This window comes from Streptomyces sp. Ag109_G2-15, assembly GCF_900215565.1.
GTDB lineage: Bacteria > Actinomycetota > Actinomycetes > Streptomycetales > Streptomycetaceae > Streptomyces > Streptomyces diastatochromogenes.
Window position 1 is genome coordinate 907,022 of the sequence record NZ_OCNI01000001.1, and the last position, 12,785, is coordinate 919,806.

A 12,785-nucleotide genomic window follows, 5' to 3' on the forward strand; every position below is an offset into this window, starting at 1 on the left:
GGGCGCACAAGGGTCGATCCCAAGATTCCTCCGATGTGCCACGTCACCCTCAGATCATCCGTCCCGCATGCCTTGTAGGTGAGAAGTCCGGGCTGATTCGACACAGTGCCTTGACACCCCATGGGTGGTCGAATGAGCATCGAAGCGCTTCGAAAGCCTCTCAGTCAGCTCCTCGTCGTTCCATCGCAAGGGGAACCGCCCGTGACCGTTCACTCGCCGACCACGCCGCCCTTCCGCGATCCGCATCTGCCGGTCGCGAAGCGCCTCGACGACCTGCTGGCGCGGCTCACCCCGGACGAGAAGGTCTCCTTCCTGCACCAGTTCGCGCCCGCGGTCGAGCGTCTGGGCATCGCCGCGTTCCGTACCGGCCAGGAGGCGCTGCACGGGGTGGCCTGGATGGGCCCGGCGACGGTGTTCCCGCAGGCCGTTGGCCTCGGCGCGACCTGGAACCCGGACCTCGTACGGCGGGTCGGCGAGGCGGTGTCCCGGGAGGTCCGGGCGATGCGCGCCCACGACGAGCGGATCGGCCTCAACGTCTGGTCCCCGACGGTCAACCTGCTGCGCCACCCGCTGTGGGGCCGCAACGAGGAGGGCTACTCGGAGGACCCGAAGCTGACCTCGGCGATCGCCACCGCGTACACCCACGGACTGCGCGGCGACCACCCGACGTACTGGCGCACCGCCCCGGTCCTGAAGCACTGGCTGGCCCACAACAACGAGACGGACCGCGCGACGTCGTCGGCCTCCGTCCGCCCGCGGGTGCTGCACGAGTACGACCTGCGCGCCTTCAGGGAGACGGTCGAGGCGGGCGCGGTGGCCGGCGCGATGCCCGCGTACAACCTGGTCAACGGCCGCCCCAACCATGTCTCCCCGTACCTGCGCGCCCACCTGCGCGCCTGGACCGAGGAGGACCTGCTGGTCTGCTCGGACGCGGGCGCGCCATCCAACCTGGTCGACGCCGAGCACTACTTCGACACCCACGAGGAGGCGACCGCAGCCGCCCTCCTGGCCGGTGTGGACAGCTTCACCGACCACGGCACGGACGCCACCCAGATCACCGCACGGGTCAAGGGCGCCCTCGAACAGGGCCTGTTGACGGAGGCGGACATCGACACCGCGGTCCGCCGCCAGCTCTCGGTCCGCTTCCGCCTCGGCGAGTTCGACCCGCACTACGACCCGCACCGGGGCACCGGCGAGTTCGACACCCCGGCCCACCGGGCGCTCGCCCAGGAGGCCGCCGAACAGGCCGTGGTCCTCCTGAAGAACGACGACGCCCTGCTGCCCCTCGCACCCGACACCCGCATCGCCGTGGTCGGCCCGCTCGCCGACGAGTGCAAACTCGACTGGTACAGCGGCAGCCTCCTGCACCGGTCCACACCCCTGGAGGGCCTGTACGAGCGTTTCGGCGCGGAGCGGGTGGAGTTCGCGGAGGGCGTGGACCGCGTCCGTCTGCGCACCACCGCCGGCGCCTTCCTCCATGTGCCGCCCACGGACGCCCCCGACACGGTGCGCGGCACCGAGGGCGCCCTCGACCCGGCCCTGCTGTCCGGCCGCACCGACCTGCCCCCGCTCACCACGGACGCCACCGGCACCGAGTTCGCGCTGGCCGACTGGGGCGAGGGCGTCCTGACCCTGCGCGCGCCCGACGGCCGCTATCTCTCCGTCGCCGAGGACGGCCACGTCCGTGCCTCCGCGGACCAGCCCGGCGGCTGGGTGGTCCAGGAGACGTTCCGCCTGGAACCCCACCAGAACGGTCACCTCCTCCGGCATCTGGGCACGGGTCGCCCTGTCTCGGTCGCCGCCGATGGCGTGAAGGTTGCCGACGCGGGCGAGATCTTCGAGGTGATCACGGTCGAGCGGGGCGAGGAGGCGGTGGCCCGGGCCGCCGAGCAGGCGGACGTGGTCCTCGTGATCGCGGGCAACGACCCGCACATCAACGGCCGTGAGACGGAGGACCGTACGACCCTGGACCTCCCCGCCCACCAGCAGCGGCTGCTGTTCGCGGCACGCGCCGCGAACCCGCGCACGGCCCTGGTCCTGACGTCGGCGTACCCGTACGCGCTGGAGGCGCCGTCCCGTCTGCCGGCCGTCCTCTGGACCGCGCACGGCGGCCAGGCCGCGGGCACGGCCCTGGCCCGGGTGCTGGCCGGTGACGTCTCCCCCGCGGGCCGCCTCCCGCAGACCTGGTACGAGTCCGACGCAGACCTGCCGGACCTGCTCGACTACGACGTGATCGGCGGCCGCCAGACCTACCTCTACTTCGAGGGCACCCCGCTCTTCCCTTTCGGCCACGGCCTGTCGTACGCGTCCTTCGGCTACGCCGACCTGTCGGCCCGGGTGCAGGACGGCACGGTCCACGTCGGCTGCACGCTCACCAACACGGGCGACCGCACGGCCGACGAGGTCGCCCAGCTCTACACCCGGGCGGTGGACCCGTCCGTGACCCGGCCGCGCCGCGAGCTGCTCGCCCACCGCCGGGTGACGCTCGCGCCCGGCGAGCGGACGGAACTCCGCTTCGAAGTCCCGCTGTCCGCCTTCGAGTTCTGGGATGTGGCACAGGGCGGTTGGCGCCTGGAACAGGGCCCGTACGACCTCCTACTCGGCGCGTCCAGCGAGGACATCCGGCTGCGTACGACCGTCACCCTCGACGGTCAGGCCCCGGCGCCCCGCTCGGTGGTCCGACGGGGCCTGGAGGCGGCCGACTTCGACGAGCAGTCCGGCATCGCGATAGTCGACCGTACGAAGACGGCGGGCGACGCGGTGACCCCGGTGGACGGCGGCTCGGCCGAACTGGTCTACCGCGCCTGCGACTTCGGCGACGGCGTGATCGAGGTGACGGCTCAACTGGCGGGCGAGGGCGTCCTGGAACTGTCCCTGGACGGCGGCCCGACCCTGGCCGCCCTGACCCTCCCCACTCCCACCGCGGACGCCTACACCTACACCACCTTGGGCGCCGGAATCGTCACCGAGGGCGTCCACGACGTCCACCTCAGACTGCGCGGCCCACTGCGGCTCGCGCATGTCGGCTTCACCGGTTGAGGGTCCGGAGAAGCCGACACCAGGAAGGGGCCCGGCACCGGAAGGCAGCGGTGCCGGGCCCCTTCGCAGACGCCGGGCCCGCGTCGCACGCAGCCTACATGAAAATGGTTCCCATTAGCTAGGTCGGTACCGATGTGGTGCGTCGGTCATGGCGTACCCCGTACGATGCGACGTCGTGGCAATACAAACGCCCTGGGGAGGGCCCTACGGCGGCGGGCCTCCGCCGCCGAACATCCCGGCGAAGGACCTGCGGCCTCGGCGCATCTGGTACCTGGTAGCAGCCCTGCTGGGGCTCGTACTCGCCGGTGTCGGCACCGCCTTCATCGTGGTGACGGTGAAGAACACGGTGGACTTGATCGACACCACCCGGAGCTTCTCCAGCGGCGACTCGCAGACGTTCCACTTCGTCCAGGGGGAGACCAAGGCGATCTACGTCTCCCAGTCCGGGAAGGGCCGGGTCCAGTGCCGGATCCCGGACCTGCGGCCCGGGTCGCTGACCCAACCGAACAGCACCTTCCACATCACCATCGGGTCCCGCACCTGGGAGCGCGTCTTCGAGGTGAAGCCCGACAGCACCGGCGAGTACGCGCTCACCTGCACCTCGGAGCTGCCGGCCGACTTCGCGCTGGGAGACAAGCCCCAGGTGGGGGCCACGATCGGCAGCATCGCCGCGGGGGTCGTGTGCTTCCTCACCGCGTTCGTCGCGGCCGCGGCCATCACCATCGTCACCGCCGTCCGCCGCAGCCGCCACCGTCGGCGGCTCACCGCCGGCTGGGCGCCTGCGCCGCAGTGGGGCCCTCCACCGCAGTGGGGTCCACCGCCCGCCGGTCCCCCACCGGGGCCCCCGCCAGGCCCGCAGTATTAGTCCGGCGGTAGCCGAGCGGCGGTCGACAGAGACCTACATGCACAGACGAACGGCCCGGGTGTGGAACCCGGGCCGTTCGCATGCGAAGGATCAGTGCCGCGTCAGCTGTGGTGGCTCGCTGCCGCGATGGCGTTGACGAAGTGGAGTGCGTCCACCGTGCCCACGCCCGTGGCCATGTCGTAGCCCTTGACGGCCTTGTAGCCGGTGACGCCTTCGTAGCTGTTGTTCGTGCCGTCGTTGACGTCGACGACGCCGGTGTTGCGGTGCTTGGCGAGGTTGTACAGCGCCTGGTTGATGTTGCCCAGCCGGTGGCCCGCCGCCTGGTCGGCGAGGGCGATGATGCCCGAGAAGAGCGGGCTGGCCTCGCTGGTGCCGCCGGTGACGTCCCAGCCGGTGGCGGTCGGGTCGTAGCTGGAGTAGATCCAGGCGCCGCCGTTGACCGCGGCGGCCATCGACACGTCCGGGGTGCCGCGGCGGGTGCCGACGATGTTCTTCACGCCGTCCTGGAAGCCCGGGCGGGTGAAGACGTGGGACTGGCCGCCGCCGCCCGCGCCGTAGTCGTTGTAGACGCTGTCCGGCTTGACGCGGTCACCCTTGTCGTTCAGGTGGAGCTGGGTGCCACCGATGGAGGTGACCAGCGGGTCCGAGGACGGCCAGGAGTTGACGCGCTTGTCGTAGTAGTGCTTGCCGTCCGCCTTCATGTCGGTGGCACCACCGTCGCCCGAGGAGGCGAGGACCGTCACGTGCTTGCGGTTCGCGGCCTGGAAGGCGTACCGCAGCTTCTTGATGCTGGAGAAGTCGCCCCGGTTGAAGCCCGGGAAGGTGTTCTCGGTGGCACCGAAGCTCTGGGTGATGACGTCGCCGACGCCCTGGTCGATCAGGTGCTTCTCGGCGGACATCATCTCCGGGAGACCGGTGGTGCCCTCGGTCTCGGAGACGGCCGTCTCCACCAGGACGATCTTGGCGCCGGGCGCCACCGCGTGGGCCATCTCGACGTCCAGGGTGGTCTCGCCGGCCCACCCGGTCATGTCGGAGTTCTTGGGGTCGAAGGCGGGGACGTGCCCCCACTTGACCACCTTGACCTTGGTGCTGGGCAGGCCGAACTGCCTGCTGTAGACGTCGAGATCGTGCTGGACGGTCGGAGAACCGAACGAGTCCACGATGACGATCGTGCGCCCCTTGCCCGTGATGCCCTTGCGGTACAGCGGGTTGAGGTTGTACGCGGTGCGGTACTGGAGCGGGTTGTAGCAGTTGATGTGCCACTTGGCCTGGCACTGCTCGCTGGAGAGCGGGCTGGCCACGCCGTGAACCAGGGTGTGCCCTGCGATGGCCGGAACCGCCTTGGTGTGCGGCACGGCGGCGGGCGCGGCGAGGGTGACGCCGGCCTGCGAGGTGGTCGCCAGCGCGGCGGCGACGAGGGCAGCGGTGGCGGCCGCGGAAGCCGCGACGCCGCGCCCGGTACGGGCTATGTGCATGAATTCCCCTGAGTGGTCCGTGAGTCGGACGAAGTGGTCGACTCGCATCCCATCGAGTGAGTCATGCACAGAACAAGACTATTGAACGGACGATGCCGAATCCTTTACCCGGCAATAGGAACGGCAAAAGGAACGGCCGCAGCCCCCGCACAGTGGGCTGCGGCCGTTCCGTCCGACCTGTCCGTGGCAGGTCAGAGCGCGAGACCGGTGAGAACCAGCACGCGCTCGTATGTGTAGTCCTCCATCGCGAACTTCACGCCCTCGCGGCCCACACCGGACTGCTTGGCGCCGCCGTACGGCATCTGGTCGGCGCGGTAGGACGGGACGTCGCCGATGACCACGCCGCCCACCTCCAGCGCGCGGTGGGCGCGGAAGGCGACCTGGAGGTCGTGGGTGAACACGCCCGCCTGGAGGCCGTACTTGGAGGAGTTGACGGCGGCGAAGGCCTCCGCCTCCCCGTCCACCTTCTGCACGGTGAGGACCGGTCCGAAGACCTCCTCGCAGGCGACGGTGGTGTCCGCCGGCACGTCGGTGAGGACGGTCGGCGCGTAGGAGGCGCCGTCGCGGTCGCCGCCCGTGAGGAGGGTGGCGCCGGCCTCGACGGCCTCCTTCACCCACGACTCCACGCGCTTGGCCGCGTCCTCGCTGACCAGCGGGCCGACATCGGTCTTGGCGTCGCTCGGGTCACCGGTGACCTGGGCCTCGACGGCGGCGACGATGCGCGGCAGCAGGCGGTCGTAGACGGAGGCGTCGGCGATCACGCGCTGCACGGAGATGCAGGACTGGCCGCCCTGGTAGTTCGAGAAGGTCGCGATGCGGGTCGCGGCCCAGTCGAGGTCGGCGTCGGAGGCGAAGTCACCGAGGACGACCGCGGCACCGTTGCCGCCCAGCTCCAGGGTGCAGTGCTTGCGCGGCACCGAGTCCATGATCGCGTAGCCGACCTTCTCGGAACCGGTGAAGGAGATGACCGGCAGGCGCTCGTCCTGAACCAGCGCGGGCATCTTCTCGTTGGCGACCGGGAGGATCGACCAGGAGCCGGCGGGCAGGTCGGTCTCGGCGAGCAGGTCGCCGATGATCAGGCCGGAGAGGGGGGTGGCCGGGGCCGGCTTGAGGATGATGGGCGCGCCGGCGGCGATCGCGGGGGCGACCTTGTGGGCGCACAGGTTCAGCGGGAAGTTGAACGGCGCGATGCCGAGGACGACACCCTTCGGGAAGCGCCGGGTGAGCGCGAGGCGCCCCTGGCCGCCGAGGTCGGTGTCGAGGCGCTGGGCCTCGCCGCCGTTGAACCGCCGGGCCTCCTCGGCCGCGAACCGGAACACGGACACGGCACGGCCGACCTCGCCGCGCGCCCACTTGATCGGCTTGCCGTTCTCGGCGGAGATCAGCTGGGCGATCTCCTCGGTGCGCTCGACCAGACGCTTGCTGACGTGGTCGAGGGCGGCGGCGCGGACGTGCGCCGGGGTGGCGGCGAACTCGTCCCGCACGGCGTACGCGGCGGCCACGGCCTCCTCGACCTGGGCGTCGGTCGGCACGCTGACCTTGCCGACGAGACGGCCGTCCCACGGGGAGGTGACGTCGAAGGTGTCCTCGCCGGTGACCTGGCGGCCGGCGAGCCAGAAGGCGTGGGTGGAAGTCATATGAGTCCCGGCCCTTCCGCGTAGGGGGTGTGCGTGTGCTTGCGTGTCCCACGGTAGGGCGGGGGTGGCCGGGGGTCGCTTGTCCGAGTCGGAGTGGTGAGGGTGGGGGATGCTCCGGTTTGGCGTGGTGGGGGGGCTGAGGTGGGGTGTTCTTGGGTCTCGGCCACTTCTCGACCCACCGAGTCGGGTGGTGGGTGGGCATAGGCCGTGGGTCCAGGGGGCGGAGCCCCCTGAGACGGCTACTCCGGGGACGTCGCCTTCAAAGCCAGCCACAGCTCCATCCGGACGTCCGGGTCGTCCAGAGAGCGCCCCAGGATCTCCTCCACCCTCCGCATCCGGTACCGCAACGTATGCCGATGCACCCCCAGATCCGCCGCGGCCGCGTCCCACTGCCCGTGCCGGGACAGCCACGCCCGCAGCGAGGCGACCAGATCCCCCCGCCCCGTCGCATCGTGCTCGTGCAGCGCCCGCAGCAACCCGTCCGCGAACGCCTTCACCGCGTCGTCGGCCAGCAACGGCAGCACCGACCCCGCCGCCAGCTGCTCGTGCTCCACCAGCACCCGCCCCCGCCGCCGCGCGACGGACAGCGCCTGCTCGGCCTGCTTGTAGGCCGCCGCCGCGGCGATCGGTCCGGCCGGGGCCGACAGCCCGACGACCAGCTCCTCCTCGTCCCCGGCCGCCTGCTCGGGCACGGCCCGCCCCGCCTCCAGCGCAGCCGCGTACGCGGCACACGCGGACACCGCCGCACCCCCGTCCGCGGCCAGCACCACCAACCGCTCTCCCTCGGGCACGACCAGCACGGCCTCCCCGGCGCGGGCGGCCGCCGACTCCACGGCCTCCACGATCCCGCCCAGCCCATCGGCGTCCGCCCGCGCCGCGGAGCCGGTCGCCGACTCGGCGACGATCACCCGGAAGGGCGCGTCGAGGAGCCCGCCGTACAGGTCACCGGCGACGGCCCGGGCATGGTCCGGCTCCCCGGCCAGCAGCATGCGCAGCACGGCCGCGCCGACCCGCTGCTCGGCCGCGTGCAGCGAACGGGACCGTTCGGTGGTGAGCGTGAGCAGGGCGATCGCGGAGTGGACGGCGTACCGCTCGGCGGTGCCGAGGGCAGCGGCCGTACCGACGGCGAGGGCGGCGCGCGGGCGCCGGCCCGTGCCCAGGGAGTGCAGCTCCACGCGGTCCTCGTTGTCGGGTCCGCCGACGACCGAGGAGGCGGGCGCGGGCCGCTCCCGCAGCCGTTCGACCTCCGCGGTGAGCCGGGCGGCCCGGCGCCCGGCCCACTCGGGTGCGGTGGCGACGACGGCGCCCGAGGCGTCGTACAGCGCCGCCCACCCGTCGACCTGCGCGGCGAGCGCGCCGAGCAGCCCCTCGGGGCCCGCGTTCAGGGCCTGCTTGGTCAGCTCCCGCTGGGCGGCGAAGCCCGCGGTGACCGCCCGGTACTGGTCGGCGGCGATCGCGGCGGAGACGGCCTTGCTGATGGCGAGGAAGGGGGTGCGGCGGGGCACCTCCAGCAGCGGCAGCCCCTCCTCCTCGGCGGCGTCGACGAGGGCCTTGGGGATGTCGTCGTAGTTCACGCCGACCGCGAAGCCGAGCCCTACGACACCCGCGCCGACCAGCCGCTTCACATAGCGCCGCATCGCCTCGGGATCCTCCGCGTCCAGCTTGAGCGCGGTGATCAGCAGCAGCTCGCCGCCCTCCATGTAGGGCACGGGGTCGGCCAGCTCGCTCACGTGCGCCCAGCGGACGGGCACGTCGAGACGGTCCTCGCCCGCGCGCACGGTCAGCTTGAGCGCGGAGTGGTGGACGAGCGAGGCGAGGGTCGGGGGCATGAGGCCTTCAGGGAGGGGAGAACCGGGACAGCGGGTGGGGAGAACCGTTGATCACTGTGATCACGGAGATCAATTGGCCGCCGCGTATGAACAGCCTATGCCGATTCTGCCTCACCGTACGGTCCCCGGGTGCCCCTTGCCCCGAGCGCCCTCAGCTCCGCAGATCGACCAGCAACGGCGGAGCGTGCTCCCCCTGCACGGTCGTCAGCGACAGCACCGCGTGCCCGGGCGGCACCCCGTGCGCCAGCTCGGAGGCCGACCAGCGCTCGCGTTCCACCTGGCGCACGGTGACGGCCCGGGCGGTGGGCGCCTGGCCGGTGATGACCCGGCGCAGCATGTGCACGGCCTTGCCGGCCGGGGTCTCGGCGATGATCTGCCGGTCGGTGACGTCCCGGGTCTCGGTCCACTCCTTGCCCCACACCTCGGCGAAGTCCTGCCCGTCCCAGGGGGTGAGCCCGGACAGCGCCATCCGGCATCCGGTGGCGCCGAGCAGCGGTCCGCGCAGCGGCCGGGGCACGTCGTCGAGGGTGCGCAGCGTCAGCACGGTGCCCGCGTGGGCGGACCGCAGCCGCTGGATGCCGCGCACGGACTCCGGGGTGATCACCCCGGAGGCGTCGTCCAGCAGCAGGCAGGCGAACAGCGACCGGTCCTCCCGTACCGTCACGCTGGCCGTGAACTGGGCGAGGACCAGCCGGGCGAGGATCCGGGAGGCGTCGGCGTGCCCGCGCTGGGGCAGGTCGATACGGACCCGGACCGGGTGGTCGAGGGCCTTGAGAGAGAACGGCCGGGACTGCCCGGAGGTGTCGAAGAAGGCGGCGAAGGCGGGCCGGTCGAGCAGGGCGATCCGGTCGGCGAGCACCGCGCCGACATCGCCCGGGTGGGCCATCTGCCGCTCGCGCGCGTCCAGTTCCCTGAGCAGCGACTCCTGCCCGGTGTCCGTGAGCCCCTTGCGGAGTGCGGCCAGCGGTCCCGGTGTGCCGTCGAGGAGCTGGCGCAGCTCGGGGACGGAGGGGAAGCGGTCGTGGACGGCACGGAAGGGGCCGAGCAGCTGGGCGAGGACGGTGGTGGAGCGGCGGCTGTCTCCGCCGGGGTGCGGGTCGGCGAGGTCGCCGACGAGGGCCTCGGCGAGTATGGCGGCGGCCTCGTCCGGGTCGGTGGTGCCGCCGTACAGATCGAGGTCGTAGACGGATTCGGGGTGGCCGATCCGTACGACGACGTCGTACGCCTCGGCGGGGCCGAGCCCGGCGCCCGCCGCGCCGACGGTCACGACGGCGGCCCGTCCGGCGAGGGCGTGCAGGCACAGCGACTCGGTGAGCGGCCGGATGACCGCGCCGGTTTTGCCGGAGCCGGCCGGGCCGACGGCGAGCAGCGAGGTGGCGAGCAGCTCGGGGCCGAGGGCGAGTCCGGAGCCGCGGTAGTGGTACGGGTTGCGGGGGTCGTCCGCGGTGGTGCCGAGCCGTACCTGCCCGGTGAGCAGGTCGTGCCGGGCGTGCCGGGCGGGCAGGTCGCGCTCTCCGGAGGGGTGCAGACAGGCGGCCGAGCCGTCCTTCAGTACGGCGCCCGTGAAGGAGGCGAGCGTGTGCGTGCCGGACCGTACGCCCTGCCAGGCCCGGCTGATCCGGGCGTGGTCGACGTCCCGCATGAGTCCGGCCTTCGCCTCGGCGGCCAGCCGCTCGGCCGCCTCATGGGCTCCGGCGCTCCGCAGCTGGGGCCATTCGGCGGGGTCCTGCTCCGGGGCGGGCGCGGGCTCGGCGGCGGGTACGGCCTCCCGCCAGGCGGGGGGACCATAGCGGCGCCAGACCTCGCCCCAGCGGCCGAGACGGCCGACGACGAGCATGATGATGACGGCGATGAGCGTGTAGTACGAGTACCAGAGGAGGGCGTTGCCGACGCGGTCGTTGCTCTGGCGCCAGGAGTCCGGGGTGAACAGCTCCAGGGGCAGCACCCACCAGCCCCCGAGGTAGCCGTTCCAGAGCAGGGACCACACCAGCCAGCCCACGAGGAAGGCGATCAGTGCACCACTCAGCAGCTGCCGGGCCGGGATCCGCTCGGGCTCCTGCTCGGGCCGGGGCCGGTACCCGAACCGCCACACACCCGGGGCGGCCTGCGGCCGGGACGCCCGCAGCCAGGCCAGGAAGGCCGAGCCGTCCGGCCTGGGCGGAACCCCAGGTGGCCCGGGCGGCATGGGCGGCAGGGCGGAACCCTCGACCGGCCCCGGCTGGCCCTCCGGGGGCACCGCCGGGCGCGGCACAGGATTCGCATGCGTACCGCGCGCGTCCCGCGTCCCGTCGCTGTCCATCGCCCTTGCCCCCTGACCAGCCGTTCCGTCCACCATCAGCGAGCCAATCTAACGCCCCGACAAAGGGAGTTCACCGCTTACGCGGCCGTAAGGACGCGCCGACCGGGCGCATCCCTCCCCTACTGCTATGTCCACGACGGACAACCAATCTTCCCGACAACGCCCACATGGAGCATGCCCACCCTCCATTTCCGGCCCTAGCCTGCGAAGAAAGAGACAAGCGTCCGAAAAACGCACCGTCCGGAACCGCCCGGGAACACCCGGTACGCAAGATCATCAGGGAGCCCTCATGACCGCACTTCCGCAGGAGCGCCGCGTCGTCACCGCCATCCCCGGTCCGAAGTCGCAGGAGCTGCAGGCCCGCCGCCTCGCCGCGGTCGCGCAGGGCGTGGGCTCGGTGCTGCCCGTCTTCACCACCCGCGTGGACGGCGGCATCATCGAGGACGTCGACGGCAACCGACTGATCGACTTCGGTTCCGGTATCGCCGTGACCTCGGTCGGCGGCTCCGCCGAGGCCGTCGTACGCCGCGCGAGCGCCCAGCTGGCCGACTTCACCCACACCTGTTTCATGGTCACGCCGTACGAGGGCTACGTGGCCGTCGCCGAGGCGCTGGCCGAGCTCACGCCGGGTGACCACGCCAAGAAGTCCGCGCTGTTCAACTCGGGCGCCGAGGCCGTCGAGAACGCCGTCAAGATCGCCCGTGCGTACACCAAGCGCCAGGCCGTCGTCGTCTTCGACCACGGCTACCACGGCCGCACCAACCTGACGATGGCGCTGACGGCCAAGAACATGCCGTACAAGCACGGCTTCGGCCCGTTCGCGCCCGAGGTCTACCGCGTCCCGGTCGCGTACGCCTACCGCTGGCTGACCGGCCCGGAGAACGCGGGCCCGGAGGCCGCCGCGCAGGCCATCGACCAGATCACCAAGCAGATCGGCGCCGACAACGTGGCCGCGATCATCATCGAGCCGGTGCTCGGTGAGGGTGGCTTCATCGAGCCGGCCAAGGGCTTCCTGCCCGCGATCAGCCAGTTCGCCAAGGACAACGGCATCGTCTTCGTCGCGGACGAGATCCAGTCCGGCTTCTGCCGCACCGGCCAGTGGTTCGCCTGCGAGGACGAGGGCATCGTCCCGGACCTGATCACGACCGCCAAGGGCATCGCCGGCGGTCTGCCGCTGGCCGCCGTCACGGGCCGCGCCGAGATCATGGACGCCGCGCACGCGGGCGGCCTCGGTGGCACCTACGGCGGCAACCCGGTCGCCTGCGCCGGTGCGCTCGGCGCGATCGAGACCATGAAGGAGCTGGACCTCAACGCCAAGGCGAAGAACATCGAGGCGATCATGAAGGCGCGCCTCACCGCCATGGCCGAGAAGTTCGACATCATCGGCGACGTCCGTGGCCGTGGCGGCATGATCGCCATCGAGCTGGTCAAGGACCGCGCGACCAAGGAGCCGAACGCGGAGGCGACCGCCGCCCTCGCCAAGGCCTGCCACCAGGAGGGCCTGCTGGTCCTGACCTGTGGCACCTACGGCAACGTGCTGCGCTTCCTGCCCCCGCTGGTGATCGGCGAGGACCTCCTGAACGAGGGTCTCGACATCATCGAGCAGGCCTTCGCGCGCATCTGAGCGACTGGTTCGCACCT

7 protein-coding genes are annotated in these 12,785 nt (G+C 71.9%); 3 read left to right on the top strand and 4 right to left on the bottom strand.

Going from position 1 to position 12,785, the window contains the following annotated elements; all coding sequences use genetic code 11:
- Positions 1–201: 201 nt before the first annotated feature.
- Both CRP49_RS03680 and CRP49_RS03685 read left to right on the top strand, forming a co-directional pair.
- A complete protein-coding gene (locus CRP49_RS03680; protein WP_097252129.1) occupies positions 202–3,039 on the top strand; it encodes a glycoside hydrolase family 3 protein in 2,838 nt (945 codons plus the stop codon).
- A 175-nt stretch (positions 3,040–3,214) separates the two neighbouring features.
- Positions 3,215–3,904, top strand: coding sequence for a serine/arginine repetitive matrix protein 2 (locus CRP49_RS03685; RefSeq protein ID WP_097257178.1), 690 nt, complete (start codon positions 3,215–3,217; stop codon positions 3,902–3,904).
- Between the two features lie 101 nt (positions 3,905–4,005).
- Here the strand turns inward: CRP49_RS03685 and CRP49_RS03690 are convergent, their stop codons facing one another.
- From CRP49_RS03690 to CRP49_RS03705, 4 genes are all read right to left on the bottom strand, one after another.
- Complete coding sequence (locus CRP49_RS03690) at positions 4,006–5,379, bottom strand: S8 family serine peptidase (protein WP_097257179.1); 1,374 nt, start codon at positions 5,377–5,379, stop codon at positions 4,006–4,008.
- A 191-nt stretch (positions 5,380–5,570) separates the two neighbouring features.
- Positions 5,571–7,016, bottom strand: coding sequence for an aldehyde dehydrogenase family protein (locus CRP49_RS03695; RefSeq protein ID WP_097252130.1), 1,446 nt, complete (start codon positions 7,014–7,016; stop codon positions 5,571–5,573).
- 239 nt (positions 7,017–7,255) lie between these two features.
- Positions 7,256–8,845, bottom strand: coding sequence for a PucR family transcriptional regulator (locus tag CRP49_RS03700; RefSeq protein ID WP_097252131.1), 1,590 nt, complete (start codon positions 8,843–8,845; stop codon positions 7,256–7,258).
- 151 nt (positions 8,846–8,996) lie between these two features.
- A complete protein-coding gene (locus CRP49_RS03705) occupies positions 8,997–11,144 on the bottom strand; it encodes an ATP-binding protein (RefSeq protein ID WP_097252132.1) in 2,148 nt (715 codons plus the stop codon).
- Between the two features lie 289 nt (positions 11,145–11,433).
- On the opposite strand from CRP49_RS03705, the gene gabT reads away from it, so the two are divergent.
- On the top strand, positions 11,434–12,768 hold the full coding sequence (gabT, locus tag CRP49_RS03710) for a 4-aminobutyrate--2-oxoglutarate transaminase (protein WP_097252133.1): 1,335 nt from the start codon (positions 11,434–11,436) through the stop codon (positions 12,766–12,768).
- Positions 12,769–12,785 lie beyond the last annotated feature (17 nt).